The organism is Amycolatopsis sp. NPDC051045 (assembly GCF_040682955.1).
GTDB lineage: Bacteria > Actinomycetota > Actinomycetes > Mycobacteriales > Pseudonocardiaceae > Amycolatopsis.
In genome coordinates, this window is record NZ_JBFBCC010000016.1 from 179,128 (window position 1) to 197,255 (window position 18,128).

Annotated in this window: 15 protein-coding genes; 8 read left to right on the top strand and 7 right to left on the bottom strand. The window is 70.4% G+C overall.

The window, feature by feature from the left end; genetic code table 11:
• Nucleotides 1-25 precede the first annotated feature (25 nt).
• The 5 genes from AB0M80_RS32340 to AB0M80_RS32360 form a co-directional block, all read right to left on the bottom strand.
• On the bottom strand, nucleotides 26-3,682 hold the full coding sequence (locus AB0M80_RS32340; RefSeq protein ID WP_364572515.1) for a family 78 glycoside hydrolase catalytic domain: 3,657 nt from the start codon (nucleotides 3,680-3,682) through the stop codon (nucleotides 26-28).
• Between the two features lie 143 nt (nucleotides 3,683-3,825).
• On the bottom strand, nucleotides 3,826-5,163 hold the full coding sequence (locus AB0M80_RS32345) for a DJ-1/PfpI family protein (protein WP_364572517.1): 1,338 nt from the start codon (nucleotides 5,161-5,163) through the stop codon (nucleotides 3,826-3,828).
• Nucleotides 5,164-5,165: 2 nt separating this feature from the next.
• The gene (locus AB0M80_RS32350; RefSeq protein WP_364572519.1) at nucleotides 5,166-5,555 is read right to left on the bottom strand and encodes a hypothetical protein; all 390 of its coding nucleotides are present in this window, start codon (nucleotides 5,553-5,555) and stop codon (nucleotides 5,166-5,168) included.
• 80 nt (nucleotides 5,556-5,635) lie between these two features.
• Entirely contained in the window at nucleotides 5,636-6,295 is a 660-nt protein-coding gene (locus tag AB0M80_RS32355) for a response regulator transcription factor (protein WP_364572521.1), read from the bottom strand.
• Nucleotides 6,292-7,386 (bottom strand): sensor histidine kinase, encoded by a 1,095-nt coding sequence (locus AB0M80_RS32360; RefSeq protein WP_364572523.1) that lies wholly within the window; start codon nucleotides 7,384-7,386, stop codon nucleotides 6,292-6,294. The genes AB0M80_RS32355 and AB0M80_RS32360 overlap by 4 nt, the downstream gene beginning before the upstream one ends.
• Nucleotides 7,387-7,506: 120 nt before the next feature.
• Here AB0M80_RS32360 and AB0M80_RS32365 point away from each other — a divergent pair, with 120 nt between their 5' ends.
• The 3 genes from AB0M80_RS32365 (at nucleotide 7,507) to AB0M80_RS32375 (ending at nucleotide 12,470) form a co-directional block, all read left to right on the top strand.
• A complete protein-coding gene (locus AB0M80_RS32365) occupies nucleotides 7,507-10,092 on the top strand; it encodes a glycosyltransferase (RefSeq protein ID WP_364572525.1) in 2,586 nt (861 codons plus the stop codon).
• On the top strand, nucleotides 10,092-11,540 hold the full coding sequence (locus AB0M80_RS32370) for a radical SAM protein (protein WP_364572527.1): 1,449 nt from the start codon (nucleotides 10,092-10,094) through the stop codon (nucleotides 11,538-11,540). The genes AB0M80_RS32365 and AB0M80_RS32370 overlap by 1 nt, the downstream gene beginning before the upstream one ends.
• Nucleotides 11,541-11,630: 90 nt before the next feature.
• On the top strand, nucleotides 11,631-12,470 hold the full coding sequence (locus AB0M80_RS32375) for a lysozyme (RefSeq protein WP_364572529.1): 840 nt from the start codon (nucleotides 11,631-11,633) through the stop codon (nucleotides 12,468-12,470).
• Here AB0M80_RS32375 and AB0M80_RS32380 read toward each other — a convergent pair.
• Complete coding sequence (locus tag AB0M80_RS32380; RefSeq protein ID WP_364572531.1) at nucleotides 12,467-12,613, bottom strand: hypothetical protein; 147 nt, start codon at nucleotides 12,611-12,613, stop codon at nucleotides 12,467-12,469. The genes AB0M80_RS32375 and AB0M80_RS32380 overlap by 4 nt on opposite strands.
• A gap of 129 nt (nucleotides 12,614-12,742) precedes the next feature.
• Here AB0M80_RS32380 and AB0M80_RS32385 point away from each other — a divergent pair, with 129 nt between their 5' ends.
• Genes AB0M80_RS32385 through AB0M80_RS32395 form a run of 3 tightly spaced genes read left to right on the top strand, consistent with a single transcriptional unit; the run spans nucleotide 12,743 to nucleotide 14,828 of the window.
• Nucleotides 12,743-13,999, top strand: a complete 1,257-nt coding sequence (locus AB0M80_RS32385; RefSeq protein WP_364572533.1) for a GDSL-type esterase/lipase family protein — start codon at nucleotides 12,743-12,745, stop codon at nucleotides 13,997-13,999.
• A 56-nt stretch (nucleotides 14,000-14,055) separates the two neighbouring features.
• Nucleotides 14,056-14,442, top strand: a complete 387-nt coding sequence (locus AB0M80_RS32390) for a hypothetical protein (protein ID WP_364572614.1) — start codon at nucleotides 14,056-14,058, stop codon at nucleotides 14,440-14,442.
• Nucleotides 14,443-14,468: 26 nt separating this feature from the next.
• On the top strand, nucleotides 14,469-14,828 hold the full coding sequence (locus AB0M80_RS32395; protein WP_364572535.1) for a ClpX C4-type zinc finger protein: 360 nt from the start codon (nucleotides 14,469-14,471) through the stop codon (nucleotides 14,826-14,828).
• Here AB0M80_RS32395 and AB0M80_RS32400 read toward each other — a convergent pair.
• On the bottom strand, nucleotides 14,818-15,621 hold the full coding sequence (locus AB0M80_RS32400) for an SAM-dependent methyltransferase (protein ID WP_364572537.1): 804 nt from the start codon (nucleotides 15,619-15,621) through the stop codon (nucleotides 14,818-14,820). The genes AB0M80_RS32395 and AB0M80_RS32400 overlap by 11 nt on opposite strands.
• A gap of 85 nt (nucleotides 15,622-15,706) precedes the next feature.
• Between AB0M80_RS32400 and AB0M80_RS32405 the strand changes: the two genes are divergently transcribed.
• Together AB0M80_RS32405 and AB0M80_RS32410 are read left to right on the top strand one after the other, a co-directional pair.
• Complete coding sequence (locus AB0M80_RS32405) at nucleotides 15,707-16,402, top strand: hypothetical protein (protein ID WP_364572539.1); 696 nt, start codon at nucleotides 15,707-15,709, stop codon at nucleotides 16,400-16,402.
• A 521-nt stretch (nucleotides 16,403-16,923) separates the two neighbouring features.
• Nucleotides 16,924-18,021, top strand: a complete 1,098-nt coding sequence (locus tag AB0M80_RS32410) for a hypothetical protein (RefSeq protein WP_364572541.1) — start codon at nucleotides 16,924-16,926, stop codon at nucleotides 18,019-18,021.
• Nucleotides 18,022-18,128 lie beyond the last annotated feature (107 nt).

The following is an 18,128-nucleotide window of genomic DNA, read 5'->3' on the forward strand; positions in this document are numbered from 1 at the left end:
CCGCCTCGGGGCGCTTGTCAGCCGGTCACACCGGAGCCGTGAAGACGTACGAACCCGACGGCACGAAGTACGTCCCCGGCGCCGACGGCACCGCTTCGGCCGGTGCGGTGACCCCCGCCGGCCGGGACGTCGGCACCACCACCGTCGCCGAGGCTCCCGCCGGGACCGTCACCCGCAGCGTCAGCTTCCCGGCCGTGATCGACCAGTCGCTGACCGCTCCGCCGTACGGCGTCTCGTACGCCGACTTCGCCGAGGTCAGGCCGCCACCCGGGGCGGGCGCGATCCGCAGCGACGCGTAGCCCGGTGACGCCGGGGCCAGCCCACCCACCGAGCGGTACAGGAAGTCGCCCACCGAGCCGAGGCCGTAGTGGTTGAACGAGTTCATCCCCGGGTCGTTGAACGAGCCGTCCGGCTTGATGCCGTCCCAGCGCTCCCAGATCGTCGTCGCGCCGTGGCCGATCATGTAGCCCCAGCCCGGGAAGCCCGGCTGCAGCAGCACCCGGTAGGCGACGTCGGCGTGGCCGTGCGCGGCCAGCACCGGCAGGAGGTTCTCGACGCCGAGGAAGCCGACGCTCAGGTGCCCGTTGGCGGCTGTGACACGGGCCGCGAGCTTGTCGGCCGCCGCCTGTACGCGCTCGGCCGGGAGCAGCCCGAACGCCAGCGCCAGGACGTACCCGGTCTGCGTGTTCGAGCCGACCGTGCCGTCCGCCGTCACGAACCGGTTCGTGAACGCGGCGCCGACCTGGTCGGCGAGCGTCCCGTACTTCGCCGCCTCCGCGGTGTGCCCGGTGGCCGCGGCCATCCGCGACAGCAACCGGGACGACCACGCGACGAACGCCGTCGAGATCAGGTCGTGCGGGGTCTCGTCGTCGACGTTGAGCCAGTCCCCGTAGGTCTGGTGGTCGCGGATCAGGTCGGCACCGGAGGTCGAGCGCAGGTACTCGACCCACCGGACCATCGCGGCGAAAAGCTCCTGGATCACGCCGGTGTCGCCGTAGCGCTGCCACAGCGTGTACGGCACGATGACGCCCGCGTCGCCCCAGCCCGCCGTGCCCGAGCCGCCCAGCACACCCGGCGCGACGTCGGTGAACGACCCGTCGTCGTGCTGGGCGTCGACCAGGTCGTCGCTGAACTTGCCCAGGAAGTTGGCGACGTCGAGGTTGAACGTCGACGTCCCGGCGAAGATCCCGATGTCGCCGGTCCAGCCGAGCCGCTCGTCGCGCTGCGGGCAGTCGCTGGGCACCGACAGCATGTTGGAGCGCTCACCCCACAGGATGTTGTGCTGCAGCTGGTTCACCAGCGCGTCCGACGTCGTGAAGGTCCCGGTCTGCGCGCCGGAGGTCCACATCGCCCGCCCGGTCAGCGTCGCCGCCGTCGGCGCCGAGGGCAGGCCGGTCAGCTCGACGTACCGGTAGCCGTGCACGGTGAACCGCGGTTCGTACGTCTCGGCGCCCCCGGTGCCCGCCAGGGTGAACCGGTCGGTCGCCTGCGCCGCGCGGAGGTTGGTGGTGTAGATCGTGCCGTCGGGGTCGAGCACCTCCGCGTGCCGCATGGTGACCGTCGTGCCGGCCGGGCCGGTCACCGACAGCCGGTTCCAGCCGCTGAAGTTCTGGCCCAGGTCGGCCACCCACACGCCGGGCTTCGGCTGGGTCCACGCGACGGGCTTGAACTCCTGCTGCACCGTGACGCCGTTGTCCACTTGGGCCACCAGGTTCGGCCGGTCGCCGCCGCGCACGCGCGGGGCCGCCCAGCCGCGGTCGTCGAAGCCGGGCCGGTCCCAGCCGGCTGCCGCGAGCCGCGCGTCGTAGGTTTCGCCGTGGTAGAGGTCGTCGGCGCGGATCGGGCCGTCACCGGCCTTCCAGGTGCCGTCGGTCGCGATCGTGGTGCTGGTGCCGTCGGTGAAGGTCAGCCGCAGCTGGGCGGAATACCACGGCTCGGTGCCGTACTTCTGGCTCCCGGCGATGCCGACGCTCCCGGAGTACCAGCCGTTGCCCACCAGCGCGCCGAGGACGTTCTCCCCGGGGCGGACCTGCCCGGTGACGTCGGAAACCCGGTACTGCAGGCGTTTCGCGTAGTCGGTCCAGCCGGGCGCGAGGACCTCGGCGCCGACCTTGGCGCCGTTGAGGTGGGTCTCCTGCAGCCCGAGCGCGGTCGTCAGCAGCCGCGCGCTCGCGACCGGCTTCGTGACGGTGAAGCTCTTGCGCAGCAGGGGAGCGGGAGCGCTGACGGCGACGTTCGCACCCCACGGCCCGGTGCCGTACGCGGTCAGCGCCCGCGCCGCGGGCCAGGAGCTGTCGTCGAAGGCGCGTTGCTGCCAGCCTTCCGGGCCGCTCTGGCTCGCCTTCCACGTGCCGTCGGTGACCAGCGACGGTCCACCTTGGACGGTCAGCTTCGCGATCGTCCCGGCCGGGCTCTGCGTCGTGTTCTCCGTGCTGACCGCGATGGTGTTCGCCCCGGCCGTCAGCAGGCTGCCGACCTCGGAGACCGCGGCCGTCTTCCACGAGTCGGCGACCCGCGGCGAGTCGCTGACGCGGGTGCCGTTGACCCACACGGTGGCGGTGTCGTCCCCGGTCACGACCAAGGTCGCCTTCGCCGGAGCCGCGGCCAGGTCCAGGGTCTTGCGGAAGAACCGGGTCGACGGCGGCACGCCGCCGAGCGGATCGCCTTCCGGGTACCAGATCCAGCTCGCTCCGGACAGGTCCGGGCCGGCCGTGGCGCGGCCCAGGAAGGCGCCGGACCACTCGGTCGCCGGGGCCCGCAGCGCGGTTTCGAAGCGCTGCACCGGACTCCAGCCGGTCGTCCGGCCCTGGCCGTCCCAGACGCCGACGCGCCAGGTGTAGGCGGTCAGCGAGGCGAGCGCCGGGCCGCCGTAGGCGACGTCGGCCTGCTGCGCGGACGTGACGCGGCCGCTGTCCCAGACGTCGACTCCCTTGGCGGCCACCACGATCTGGTACGCCGACTGCCGCTGCTGCGGTGCCGCCGAGGTCAGCTTCCAGCCGAACCGCGGCTGCGCCGGATCGACGCCGAGCGGGTTCACCCGGTTCGCGACCGTGGCGCTCGCGACCGAAAGCGGGGACGGCGCAGCGGGGTTCGGCGTGGTGACGCCGGTCCGCCACGGCGCGCTGCCGTAGGCGCCGAGGTCCGCGGCCGCGGACCAGGCCGCGTCGGCGAAGCCGGGCTGTTCCCAGCCCTCCGGCGCCGTCACCGCGCTCTTCCAGCCGGCCCCGGTGGTCAGGTCGGTGGTGCCGGCCGCGGTGGTGACCCGCAGCCGCCCGAGCAGGCCGGCCGGGCCGCCGGCGTTGCGGACGGCGACGGCGAGGGTGTTGACGCCGGGGCCGAGCGCGGGCCGCAGGTCCACCGGCAGTGCCGTGCGCCACGAGTCCGCCGTGCGGGCCGAGGAGGCGAGCGGGGTGCCGTTGAGCCAGACGTCGGCGGCGTCGTCGCCGGTGAGGACGAGCCGGGCGTCGGTGACCGCGCCGGCGGGGACGGTGAACGTCGTGCGGAAGTACCGGGTTCCGGCCGGCGCGGCGACGCGGGCATCGCCCTCCGGGTACCAGATCCAGTGCGCGCCGGAGAGTTCCGGAGGCGGCGCGGCGCCGGCCGGGGGAGCCGCGGCGGCCGTGAGGGCCAGGATCGCGGCGAGCGTGGTCGTGGTGGCGCGCCAGAGCTTCGAGGGCAGCATGCAGGCTCCCTTGCGGCGGGGATGGGACGCCGGATTAGAACGTTTCAACCAGGCGTGCTAGGAGACTGTAATCAGCAGCTCACGCATTGGCAATACTCCGCTGGTACGCACCGGCGCCCCACGCTGCCCCTTTCGCGGATTTCCTAAATCGTTTCAGGTGCCTGCTTCCGCCGGCGTTTCCGCCGGAGCCGGACGACCACCGTGACGGCCGCCGCGCCCAGCAGGACCAGCGCGACCGGCAGCGCCGTCGGCAGCCAGGGCCAGGCGCGGCCTTCGAAGACGACCCCGTCGGTGGGCAGCTCCAGCACCTTCGCCGTCCAGCGCGCGGTCGCGACGTCGGTGCGGCGGGAAAGCCCGCTCACCGCGGTGTCGTAGGCGAAGCCGGGCCGGTCGTGGACGTACTCGGGCGCCGGTCCGCCGGGTGGTGGCGTGATCCCGCGCGCCGCGCCGGGCACCAGCAGCCGGTCCAGCTCCGGCGCGGCGGCGGCAAGGCCCGCGCGGGGCAGGAAGGTCAGCCCGTGCCGGGACCGGATGGGGCCGCCGTCGGCGCTCACGGCGAGCGTGCGCGAGGACAGCGACTGGCCCTCGGTGTCGAACACCGACGCGAGCTCGAGCTCGCCGACGCCGTTCGCCAGCAGCACGCCGATTTCGTCGGGGTTCCAGCGGAAACCGGCGTTGACGAGGGCGGCGGTGTCCGGCATCCCGGCCGGGGGCGTCACCGGCACGGCGGTGCCGTAGCGCCGCCAGCCGATCGCCTTCGCGGCTTCGGCCGCGACCGCGGGCCCGGCCGCCCGCTCGACCCAGTGCAGCGTGCCGTCGATGCCCGAGAGGATCCCGGCGGTGGTGACGACGTCGCCGTCGTCGACGAACCGCTGTCCGCGGACCCAGTGCACGGCCGGGTACTCGTCGGTCCAGGCGTCGAGCTTCAGCCAGTGCGCGGTGGCCGGCCGCCCGTCCAGCAAGCCCGCCGAGGCGAGCACCGCACCGCCGTTGCAGACGCTCAGCAGTTTCGCGCCGTGGGCCGCCTGCGTCCGCAGCCAGGCCTTGACCGGCTCGGTGCTGGGCTCGCCGACGTCCGGGAACGCGGGCACGACGACGACGTCCGGCGCGGTCCCGCCGAGCCGGACGGCGAGGTCGACGAAGCTCAGGTCGGGCACCAGGTCGAGGCCGCCGGTCAGCGGCTTCGGCTCGCGGTGCGACGCGACCGTGTAGACGTTGAACCGGCCGGTCGCGGCCAGGATCTCGTAGGGGGCGAGTGCGTCGGAGACGACGGCACCGCGGTCGCCGACGACGACCACCGCGGTCGGCTTGGCCGGGTCGTGGGGAGCCGGCGCCGCGGCGGGGACGGGCCGCGGCGGCCCGGCGGCGTAGAGGGCGCCGAACGCTCCGAGCGCGGAGACGGTCGCGCCCACGGCGGGGACCACCAGCACGGCGGCCACCGCGGCGAGGACGAAGGCGAGGCGCTTCACGAGGGTTCGCATGATCAGTGCCAGTACTCGGCGCGGCGCCACACCATGGCCGCCAGCATCAGCGGGAACATGATCACGTGCCCGGCGACCATCAGGGTGGTACCGGAGAGCGCGCCCAGCCAGTACGGCACGAGCAGTGCCGCGAACGGCAGGTACATCGCCGCGGCCATCTCGGCGATCCGCGGCCACGAGTGGCGGCGCAGGGCCATGGCGAGCACCATCGCGACGGTCATGTTCGTGGCCATCACGAGCGCGTCGACGCCCGGGCGCTCGAGCCAGGCGGAGGGCCACAGCGGGCCGAGCGCCACCATGCCGATGAGCATGGCGGCGACCATTTCGACGTAGTGGCCGGTGAACCGGGCGAGCTTGCGGGTGGTGGTCCGGGTGGCTTCGGTGGTGGTCATGGTTTCCCTCCAGGTTTGCTCCTGGACGAGAATCGCGCCTGGAAGCCGTGCTGCCAGGTGCCGGAAGTCATGACCGGGGGTCATGACCGGAGCAGGCCGAGGTCCCTGGCTCTGAGCGCGGCCTGGGTGCGGTCACGGGCCCCGAGCTTGCCCAGCACGTTCGTGACGTGGTTCTTGACCGTGCCTTCGGCGAGGAACAGCGCCGCGGCGATCTCCCGGTTGCTGTGGCCGTCGGCGAGCAGGCGCAGCACTTCCAGCTCGCGCTCCGACAGCGGCACCACCAGCGGCTGGGGGCGCGGCTCGGGCGCGTCCGGCAGCTGCGCGAACCGCGCGACGACCTTGGCCGCCACCGATGGCTGCAGCACGGACTCCCCGCGGGCCGCGGCCAGTACCGCCTCCACCAGGCGCGCCGAAGAGACGTCCTTCAGCAGGTAGCCGACGGCGCCCGCACGCAGGGCGGCGAAGACGTCTTCGTCGTCGTCGAAGGTGGTCAGCGCGATGACCCGGATGCCAGGGTGCTCGGCCCGCAGCCGCCGGGTCGCGGCCACGCCGTCGAGGACCGGCATGCGCAGGTCCATCAGGACGACGTCCGGGGCCAGCGAAGCGGCTTGGCTCAGTGCTTCGGCCCCGTTTCCGGCCTCGCCGGTGACGTCGATGCCGTCGTGGGTGGCGAGCAGGGTGGCGAGGGCTTCGCGGAAGAGGGCCTGGTCGTCGACCAGCAGGACGCGGACCGGCGTCATCCGGGGATCTCCATGCTCAGGGCACTGCCGTGGCCGGGGGTCGAAGTGAAGGCCAGTTTGCCACCGAGGTGGTCGGCCCGTTCCCGGAGCCCGACCAGGCCGAAGCCCGCGGACGCGCCGCCGTCGGTGCCCCGGCCGTCGTCGCGGACCTCGACCCGGACGGCCGATCCGGTGTAGTCCAGCACGACGTCCGCGCTCGCGGCACCGGCGTGCTTGCGGACGTTCGTCAGGCCCTCCTGCGCGGCCCGGTAAAGGGCTTCGCGCTGCTCGTCCGGCAGGGGACGTTCCGTGCCGGACACCGTGAGCCTCGCCGCGACGCCGGTCGCCGACGTCTCTTCCGCGAGGGCTTCGAGCGCTTCCGGCAAGGGCGGTACCAGCCGCGGTTCGCGCAACGTCCGCACCGAACGGCGCACCTCGGCCAGCGCGGCTTCCGCCTGGTCCTGCGCTTTCCCCAGCACGTCGTCGGCCTTGCCGGGATCGGCCGGCAGCACCGCCCGCGCGGCCTTCACCTGCATCTGGACGACGGTGAGCGCGTGCCCGAGCCCGTCGTGGATGTCGCGCGCCACCCGGTTGCGCTCCTGCGCCGTGGCCAGCCGTTCGGCTTGGGCCGCGTAGTCGCGCAGCTTCGCGTGCGCTTCGGCGAGTTCGGCGCGCGACCGCTGTTCGCGCAGCAAAAGTTCGGTGATGACGGCCGCGAACAGCACCGACATGAGCGTGCCGACGCCTTCCCGCAGTCCCTCTCCCAGCGACATCCCGAGGTGCACGAGCGGGATCACGGCGATGACGAGCGCGACCGCCGGCCGCGGCAGGCGCAGCAGCACGGCCTGGCTGACCAGCACGACCAGGAACAGCGTCGTCCCGACCCCGGCGTCGATCGTGAAGAGCACGAACGCCAGGGGAAGCTGGACGGCGACGTAGGCCGCGCCCCACGCGAGCCGCTCGCGGCCGCGCACCCAACCGAAGCCGAGCGTGGCGAGCGCGGTGAAGACCGCGCCCAGCACCAAGACGAGCGGGGGCTCCCCGGAGCCGAGGACCCCGAGCACGATCGAGAGGAAGGCGCCGCAGGTCAGCACCCCGAGGGCCCGGTTCATGCGGTCACTGTGCGGGGTGCGGCGCCGCGCGGTCAACCGGGAAAGCGCTCACACGGCCGCCCGACACCCCGGCGCTTACCCTGGAGACGACGGCCAAGCCGATTCGGGGGTTTGACATCGATGTCAGTGCTCTGGGGCGTGTCCTTCGACGCCACCCCGCTGTCCGGGGTCGTGGTCGAGTTCCTCAAGACGGCGCGCCGCTTCGCCACTCGCGGGCACCGCGTCCACCTGGACCTCGGATACGACATCAAAGCCGACAAGGGCGCGTTCTTCCGGCCCTACCGCGACGAGGCGCAGCTGCTGCCCGAGTGGGTCACGCTCGACCGCGTCGAGGACGTCGGGGCGATCCGCGGCTACGACCGCGAGTTCGTCGAACGGGTGCTCAGCCGGGTCGTCCAGGCCGGCGACGACGCGCTGCGGCCCGAGATCGACCGCATCGCCGACGAGCTCGCGGACCGGATCGTGGCCACCTGGGAGCGCCGCGGCGTGACCGTGGTGATGGTGGAAAACGGGACCCTGCCCGAAAACCTCGCCTACACCGAAGCGCTGTACCGGGCCATCGGCCGCTACGGCGCCCGCCACCGGCTCGGCCGGTTCGTGTTCTGGCGCGACCACGACCTGATGTGGCAGAGCGAACCCGGGATCGCCAAGTACGGCACGTTCCCGTACCCCGGCGTCCCCGCGCCGCGGAACTCCCCGCACATCCACTACTTCGCCCTGCACGAGCAGGCGAAGGCGCGGACGCTGGAGTGGGTGCCGGGATTGGCGAACATCGACGTCCTGCCCAACAGCTTCACCATCGCCCCCGCGCGGATCGACGAGCGCAACGCCGGGTTCCGGCGCGACCACGGCGTTCCCGGCGACGTCCCCCTGCTCGCCCGGATCACCCGGGTCATCCCGCAGAAGCGCATCGACCGGGACCTCCACCTCCTGGCGCTGCTGCCGGGCGTGTGGTTGTTCGTCGCCGGCGACGTCGGGGAGACCCCCACCGAGCACGCCCGGCTCGTCGACCTCGCGACCCGCCTGGGCGTGCGCGACCGCGTCGTGTTCGGTGGCTGGCTGACCCCGTACGACACGGCCGTCCCCGGCCGGTACTCCGTGCGCGACCTCCTCGCGCACGCGACGGTCGTGTCGTTCCTGACCTCCTACGACTACGAGAGCTACGGCAACCCGGTCAGCGAGGCGATCGCGTCCGGGACGCCGTACGTGACCAGCGGGTACGAGCTGTACGACGTCGTCTACGGCAGCAAGGGCTTCCGGGCACCGGTGCTGGACATCCGGGCCCGCGACCTGCCGGACGCGGCGTTCGCCCGCGAAGTGGCCGAGCTGATCACCGACGAAGGGAAACGGGCGGAAGTGGTGCGGGTGAACTCCGAACTCGGGCAGGCGCGGTTCGGCGCGCGGGTCGTCGACGACCTGGTCGACCGGCTGTACCCGCCACCGATGGGAGCGGCGACGCGGCTGAGCGTCGTGCTGCCGGTGTACAACGAAGCCGCGAACCTGCCGGAAGTGCTGCGGACGCTGCACGACCAGCGCGCCGGCGACGGGCTCCTGGACAAAGGCCGGTACGAGGTCGTGCTCGTCGACAACAACTCGACGGACGACACCGTGGCCGTCGCGCACGCCTTCGCGGCTTCGCACCCGGATCTTGTGCTGCACGTGATCCACGAGCCGGAGCAGGGCGTTTCGTGCGCGCGGCGGGCGGGCATGGACTTCGCCGCGGCCCGCAGCCGGAACCGGCCCGACAGCGATCCGGGGGAGCGGTTCTACCTGGTCTCCGCCGATGCGGATTGCCGGGTCGACGCGCACTGGCTGAGCGAACTGTTCGCCGCGATGGAGTCGAGCAAGGCCGCGATCGGCGTCTGCGACTACTACTACAACGCCGAGCACTTCACCGGCCGGCCACGGTTGTGGGACGCGATCCAGCGGACGCTGCGGTGCCGCGCCGTCACCTTCTCGCTCTTCGGCGGCTTCCCCGACGGCAAGGGCTTCGCCGTCGAGCGCGACGCCTACGAGCGCGCCGGCGGCATCGAGATCTTCTACCAGCTGCAGGACGGGAAGTTCGTCAACCACCTCTCCGACGACTGGGACTTCGGGATCAAGGTCGCCAGCGGCGGTGACGCGATCACCTATGCCCCGCGCGCCCGGGTCGAGATCAACCCGCGGCGCGTCGACCACGCCATCGACGAGGTCATCGCCGGCCGGGCCTACGGCTCGGACGGCATCATCGTCATGCGTGACATCCGGCCGTCGGCGCCGGCGGTGCCGGCCGACCTCACCGAAGCCGAGGCCCGGCAGGCGTGGGAGTTCTCGATCAAGGACTTCACCCCGAAGAACGCCATCCTGCCGGTGCTGCTGACGCCCGCGCTGCTGGCGGACGACGCCGTCATCGCGTTCTTCGGCGCCGATCTCGCCGCGCGGCTGGCCGGGCGGATCACCGAGATCCGGCACGAGATGCGCGTCGTCGACTTCACCCCGATCCACGCCTACAAGACGCCGTCGTACCGGCTGTACTTCGAGTTCGCCGACGAGCTGTTCGCGTGCCTGCGGCGGCACGTCGGCGAGGACATCGGGCACCCGCCGCCGCTGCCGCCGTGCCTGGCCGAGATCCCGGCCGGGCGGTTCGCGGAGTTCGTCCGCTACTACTGCGAAGACCGCGAGTCGGGCGAGGCCCACAACTACTTCGGCAACGGAGGGGTGTTCTGATGAACCTGGGCTATGAAGAGGCGATCGGGTCGCTGCACACGATCGACCTCGCGCGGCCGCGTCCCGCCGTGCTCGACGTCCTCGAGGCGCCCGAGAACCGGCACCTCCTCGACTTCGTGCAGGAGGACCCGTTCGGCGCGCACGTGTTCCCGGGCAACGTCCCCGGCTCGCCCGAGGACTTCCTGCGGGACCTGGACGCGCAGCTGGCTTCGAGCGGCCCGATCCACCTGTGGTCCTACATCCCGACGTGCGCTTACCGCTGCCGGTTCTGCCAGTACCCGGTGGTGCTGGTCAAGGGCAAACCCGAAGTGACGTACGAAAAAGCGAAGCACTGGGTCGATCTGAACATCCGCGAAGCACGGCTGTGGCTCGAGGCCGTGCCGCGGCTGCGTGGCGCCGAGGTGGGGGAGTTCAACGTCTTCGGCGGCACGCCGTCGCTGCTGCCGGAACCCGAGATCCGCCGGCTGCTGGAGTTCTACCGGGAGAACTTCGGGTTCACTGCGGACACGACGATCCGGTTCGAGGGTGACCCCAGCACGTTCACCCCGGCCAAGCTCGAGCTGCTGCGGGACCTGGGCTGCACCAAGCTGTCCAGCGGCGTCCAGTCGTTCGACGACCACGTGCTGGCGCTCTGCGGACGGGAACACAGCTCGCAGATGTGCGTCGACTTCGTCCGCAACGCGACCGCGGCGGGGTTCGAGTGGGTCAGCATCGACCTGATGTACGGCCTGCTCGACCAGACCCTGGACAGCGTCCGCCGGGACCTCGACGTCGTGCTGGAGAACGAGGTGACGGCGGTGGTCTGCACGAAGCTGCACCTGGCGTCCTACAGCGACACGCGCACCGGCGTCACCGGCGAGAAGCCGGCGGCGTGGCAGCTGCCGTCCTACCGCGACAAGCTGGTGCGCGACGGCCACCGCTGGCCCACGCTCGGCGAGCAGTACCAGATGCGGGAGCTGCTCACCGAGGGCCTGCGCGCGGCGGGGTACACCGAACACCCGACGATGTACTTCGCGCGGGCCGGCCTCGGGCCCGAGAAGTGGAAGTCCATCATGGTCGACCAGGACAAGCAGGAGGCCGAGGTCGCGATCGGGCTGGGCGGCAGTTCGAGCTGCCGCGCGTCCGAGGCGATCACCGACGTGAACTCCCGCCGCTACACCGAAACCGTCGAGGCGGGCCGGATCCCGCTCGGCTCGGCGACGCGGTTCACGCCCGAAGCGCAGGAGGCGCGGGCCGTGAAGATGGCGCTGACGACGTTGCAGCCGCTGCGGGATTCCCTGCACGCCGCGCGGTTCCCGGGGCGGTCACTGTTCGCCGAGCCGTGGCTGGGCAAGTTCCGTTCGCTGGCTTCGCGCGGGCTCGTCGAGCTGCGTCCCGAAGACGGCGTGGTCGAACTGACGCCGTCGGGGGAGACACTGGTGGAGGCGATCATCACCACCGAGCTCTGATCACTACATCGGGTGACAGAAGCCTCGCGGGGAGCGACGCGGGCGGGCACCATGGGTTTCGGACGTGCCCGTACCGAGATCGGAGCCCGGATGAGCCGAACCGTTGCCGGACACGACGAACAGAGGCGGTGGCGGGTCCGGCTCGCCGGAGCCGGCGCCGTGGCCGCGCTCGCTTCGGCGGTCGCCGCCACGCCCGCTTCCGCTGCGCCCGACTACTCCCTCGCGGACACGAACTACGCGGGCACGCAGATCGCCCGGCACGAAGGCGTCCAGGGGAGTCCTCGCGTCGATGCCGCCGAACAGACGCTCGGGCACGACGTCAGCGGGCACCAGGGCCCGGTCGACTGGGTCGCCGCGGTCGTCGCCGGGGCGAAGTTCACCTACGTCAAGGCGACCGAGGGCACCGGGTTCGTCAACCCGCAGTTCGGGCAGCAGTACGACGGCGCGCACGCGGCGGGCCTCATCCGCGGCGCGTACCACTTCGCCCGCCCGGACGTCTCGGGCGGCGCCGAGCAGGCGGAGTACTTCATCGCCCACGGCGGTGGCTGGCGCCCGGACGGCACCACCCTGCCGGGCGCGCTGGACATCGAGTACAACCCGTACGGCGAAGTCTGCTACGGCAAGAACCCGGCCGACCTGACGGCGTGGATCGCGGACTTCACGCGGACGTACCTGGCGAAGGCCAAGCGCAGTGCGCTGATCTACACGAGCACGGCGTGGTGGAAGCGCTGCACCGGCAACACCGGCCGGTTCGGGGACACCGATCCGCTGTGGCTGGCGCGGTACGGCCCGGACGTCGGCGAGCTGCCGGCGGGCTGGGCGAAGCACAGCATCTGGCAGTTCGCGCGGGGCGGCCGCCTGCCGGGGGACCAGAACTACTACAACGGCCCGATCGGCCGCGTGCAGGCGCTGGCGAAGGGCGCGAGCTAGCGCCGGCGGCGCAGGTCCGGCCACGGCGGCCGGCGCAGTACGGCGAGCCCGCCGAGGGTCGCCGAAACCAGCCCGATTCCCACAGCCAGCAGCGCGATCCGCGTGGCGTCGACGGCGGGTTCCCACCTGCCTGCTGGGGTCATGCCGCCATCGAACGGGAATCCGCGGCCGCTGACAAGATCGGACAAAACCTTGTCGCCCCGTGATCGGCTGCTTACGATCAGCCGGGAGGCCGTCGCCGCTGACGGTCCTTTGTGGACATCGGAGGCGCCGTGCACAGGATCGCCCTTCTCACTGCGGTTTCCGTGGCCGCGGCGGTCATCGCCTCCGCTCCGGGCGCTGCCGGGGCCGGGCACGCCTGGTTCACCTCGTGGGCGCAGTCGCAGGACGGCCGGGCCGACGAGCCGGTCACCGGCCGGTCGCTGCGGATGATCACCCACCTCAGCCAGGGCGGCGACGCGGTCCGCGTCCGGTTCCAGAACACCTTCGGCACCGGGCCGCTGACCATCGGGCACGCCACCGCCGGGCCGAGCGCGGGGGGCGCCGCCGTCTCCGGGGTGCGCGACCTGACCTTCGCCGGCCGTTCCGCCGTCACGATTCCGGCCGGCGGCGAGGTCTGGAGCGACGAGGCCAGGATCGCGACCCGCCCGGACTCCGACCTCGCGGTGAGCATGTCGGTCGAGGGCACCGCCGTGCCCGGCCGCCACGGCGCGGCGTTGCGCGACAACTACCTCACGGCACCGGGCTCGGGCGACCACACCGCCGACGGTTCGGGCGGCGCTTTCACGTCGACGGTCGGGTCCACCTACGTCGTCAGCGCCGTCGATGTGCACAACACCGCGCTCAAGGGCACGGTCGTCCCGTTCGGCAGCTCGGTCGTCGACGGCATCGGCAGCACCAACTGCGGCCCCGGTTGCACCCAGCTCGGCGCGAACCGGCGGTGGACCGACGACCTGGCGCGGCGGATCGTCGCGGAGTCGCCGCCGTCGGCGCAGCTGGCCGTGGCCAACGCCGGCGTCTCGGGCACCACGAGCGCCCGGTCGTGCCCGGGGATGCCGCCGTCGGTCGCCGGCCTGGACGCTTCGAGCCGGCTCGACCGGGACGTCCTGGCGCTGCACGGCGTCACGGCCGTCGTCTACTACTACGGCACCAACGACCTCGCGTACGGCTGCGACGCGGCGACGATCCTCGACAGCTACCGGTCGGTGTTCCGGCGGTTGCGGGCGGCCGGGATCGCGGTGTACGTCACGCCGAGCACGCCCCGGCCGGGGTACGGCGACCAGGCCAACCTGGCCCGGCACGGGATCGCGCTGTTCGTCCAGCGGTGGAACACCTGCGGGGGCGCGTGTTCCGGCGTCGTGGACTTCGACGAGGTGCTCAAGGACCCGCTCAAGCCCAACGGCATCCTCCCCGCCTACGACAACGGCGACGGCATCCACGCGAACGCCGCCGGCCAGCAGGCGCTCGCGGACTTCGTTTCGCTGCCGATGCTCACTCGATCCGGGCCGGTGCTCCACACGATGGGGTGACCCGGCGCGTCGGAACGGCGGATCTGTGCGGGCGGGTCCGCAGAGTACGTCGGGTGATGAACGAGTCGATGGACGACGCCGGGTGCTGCCTGCTGTCGGTGGCCTGGAACGTCGCCCCGCTGGCCGAAGGGCAGCCCGGTTCCCGTCGCGGCGAGCTGCGCCGCACCGTGGTGGCCGTGTGCCGGACCGCCGGCCACGGCGCCCGCGAGTGGGCCGCGCGGCACGGGACGGGCACCGAAGCCGAATACCGGCCGTTCCTGCAGCTCGCCGACGTCGCCTCCGAGATCGCCACGCTCCTGCTGCTGGTGGAGGACTTCCTGGTGCCGGACCTGGAACGGGAACACCGCCGCTGGGCCGAGATCGAAGAGCTGACCACCCGGCTGACGGAACTCGCCGACTGGACGGCAGCCTTCCTCTTGTCAGGATCTCCCTTACGTCTGTAAGGTCGAGCCTGACAAGGAGGTCGTCCATGAGTACGACGGTGATCGCCCGTTGTTCGTTCTGCGCGAAGCCGAACACGGAGGTGGACACGCTCGTCGGCGGTCCGGGGGTCTTCATCTGCGACGGTTGCGTGCAGCTGTGCGTATCGGTGATCGAAGGCAAGCCGGCGGACGCGCCGCTCATCGCGCCGTGGGAGCACGACCTGCCGTTGGAGCAGGTGCTGCAGAACCTGGCCCCGGTCTCGGCGGCGACGGCCCAGGTGCAGCAGAACCTGGCGGCGTGGGTCGGCAAGGCGCGTGCGCTGGGCGGCACGTGGTCGCAGATCGGCGAGGCGCTGGGCATGACCCGCCAGTCGGCGTGGGAGCGGTTCGGTTCGCCTACGGTTTGACGCCCACGCCGGCGTAGAGGCCGTCTTCTTCGGGGTCGACGACCGCGGCGAGCCGGTCGGGCCGCCAGTTGGCGGAGGTGGTCAGGCCGGGCTCGACGAGTTCGAAGCCGTCGAAGAGCGCGAGCACTTCGTCCTTCGAGCGCGGGTAGATGTGATCCTGGGTCTTGCGCATGGTTTCGGCAACACGCGGATCGTTCAACACGGCGAAGTCATTGGTCAGGTGGGTCAGCGCGAGGTAGCTCCCGGGCGCGAGCGCATCCCGGTAGGCGGCGAACACCCCGCGCACTTCCGGCAGGTAGTGCCCGAGGGTGATGGCGAGCAGCCCGACGGGTTCGTTCAGGTCGAGCAGTTGTTTCACCGGTGCGGAATTCAGCACGGCTTCGGTGTTCGTGGCATCGGCTTCGAGGGCCTGGGCGTTCGGGTTGTCCTTGAGCAGCATGAGGCTGTGCGCGACGGCAACGGGTTCGTAGTCGACGTAGACGACTTTGGCGCCGGGATCGACCTCTTGGGCGACTTCGTGGACGTTGCCGACGGTGGGGATGCCGGAGCCGAGGTCGAGGAACTGCCGAACGCCCCGCTCGAGCAGAAACCGCACGACGCGGCCGAGGAAGGCCCGGTTCCGCCGGGCCACGGTGGCGACTTGGGGCTGGATGGCCTCGAGTTTCCGGGCGACGGCCCGATCGGGGGCGAGGTTGTGGGCGCCGCCGAGCAGGTAGTCGTAGATGCGGGCGGCACTGGGCCGGGAAAGATCCGCGCCGGGCGGAATCCAGTCGGCGCCTTCCTGATCGGTCACGTCATCCCCCTCGAGTCGGCTCGCTCACCTTAGCGGCCCCGGCGGAGGTTCGTCAGGAGTCTCGGCGCTGCTCGCTTGGCAGCGGATGCTCAACCAACCGGCCGGTTTGCGCGTGCATGACCTGGCCCCGCTTCCCTCGTTCGGCGGAAGGACTCGTGACGTGAACACAGTCGGCTCCTACCACCGGGCCGCCACAACGGCCGGTGTGTGGGCCCACCAGCTCGCCCCGGCGGTGGTGCCCGGTGTCCCGGTCGCCGAGGTGGTGAATGGTATCGCCGCGCTGTCTGTCCGAACGGGTGTGCCGTTGACCGGCTACGCGCGAACCAGAGGGGGCTTCGTTTCGTCCTTGCTGCTGGTCCGCGACCCGAGCGTGACCCACGGCGTGCCGAAGAGGCACGACTGCGAGCGCGCCGCCGCAGAGCTGGCGGCCGGTGGCGACTGGCGAAGCGACGGCCAGGTGATCCGGTCGGCGGTTTTGGTCGCGTTGGGACTTCGAGAGGGCTACGACCCGGGCGCCCGGGTCCACACGTTGGCGGAATTCAAGCGCCGGCTCGCACGCGGCTGCAGCGTGTGGACCGGCATGCCGGCCGAGCTGATCTCCGCGCGCCCGATGCCCGGTGGCGACGTCCAGCTTTACCACGAACCGGGCGTGCTGACTTTCGCCGCCGAGGAGGGGTTGCCGGCCCTCGCCATGGTCGCGCATGACTTCGGGCAGCGTCGGTTTGTCGTTCATGATTGGCTCGCCGACCGGACCACCGCGTTCAGCCTCAGCGCGGGGTAGCGTCCCTCAACATCTACGGGGCGCCTGTTCCCGGACCGCCTCGATGAGGTCGCCGACGCCTGGCGTACCGCCGAACTGTCACGGATGGCTGCCTGATGCGCGACCCCTGGGCGGTGTGACATGCCCGGGGGTTCGCGCCGTCCGGAGCTGCCTCGGGTATGAAAAAAGCCACGTCCACCTGCGTGAACGTGGCCTATCCGGTCGGGCTGACAGGATTCGAACCTGCGACCCCTTGCACTTACTCGTCGGATCGAGAGCCTGCGCGTTAGTCCGGTTACGACTGCTGCGCAGGGGAGTTGTAGGTCTTCAGTCATGATCGCTGGTGGTCGTTCGCTGGTGCGGTGTGGTCAGAATGTGGGCCGCGTGCCCGCTTCCCACGACGAGTGGGTTCCGCGAGCTGACTGGGAGCGGCCCCCTCCGGGCTGCCAGCTGAACCGCGACGGCGCAGTTGATCTGCGTGCGCGATGGTGATTGCTAGGTGGCATAGCGTGACAGGTAGTCGCTGTCAGCTATCATGCATCATGGCCGACGGTGTAGATGATCAGGGCGAGACCTCCTACGAGCGGACGGTGGCCGGACTTGAGGCTTTAGGCGCCCTTGTCAAGAACCTGATCAACGCTCTGTTGGCGGCGAATGGAATGTCGGTGCACAGTGTCGTGCATCGAGTAAAGGAAAAGTCGAGCGCATTAGAAAAGGTTCAAAAGAAGTCTGAGCGTTACACAGACTTCGCGTCGCTTACTGATTTGCTCGGCCTGCGCATAATCACATTCTTTGAGGACGAAGTCGACTCAGTATCTGCGTTGATTGAAAAAGAATTTCAGGTCGATCGAGATAATTCTGTTGACAAAAGACAAATTATCGACTCGGACCGCTTCGGTTACCTCTCGGTTCATTACATTGTCGAAGTAAGCAAGGGTCGAAGTAGTCTTATAGAATACTCCAAGTTTGCTGGCATTAAGTTCGAAATTCAGATTAGATCGATTCTGCAACACGCATGGGCTGAGATAGAGCACGATATCGGCTATAAAGTAAATGAAACACTTCCGCGCAACCTTAGGCGTCGCTTCTCGCGGCTAGCCGGCTTGCTTGAAGTTGCGGACTCGGAGTTCAAGGCCCTCAGGGAGGCATCGAGGGCTTACGCGCAGGAAGTCGAGGTCAAAATTGAGAAGTCTCAAACTGGGCTCGCTTTGGATCAAGAGACCGTGATAGGGCATGTGCGCGGAAGCGAAATCTCTTTGCGTCTGGACATCTCCGTTGCTGACGCGATGCATGCCACCTTGGAGCAATCTTTACGGCGCACATACATCGCCCGGCAGGGTGGACGTCTGCAGCGTCTTGGCGTGCGCTCGGTGGAGGAATTGAGCCAGACTACAGCGAAGCGCTTCGAGGAGATAGTCGAGTTTGCGCGTATTTATGCTAGTGATCTCACTGAAGATGAGAAGCCAGATAATTTTCATGTGCCCAGGGGGATTGGGTACCTATACTTGACGTTCCTTTTGCTGTCTGACAGAGCTCCCGGCGAGCGCCGAAAATTGCTAGATGACTTCAATATGCAAAAAGGTGTAGAGACTGACGAAATTGGCAGGGTGCGCGCTCTTCTTGACGATAGCCGACGTTGAGGTCTGTAACTTCTCCTTGACGAATGAAGTGGGTGGCCTTTCGGTATCTCGTCGACCTGGCGCAGCCCGATCACGCTGTGTCAAGGGGGCGCTTCCCGCTCTGCCGC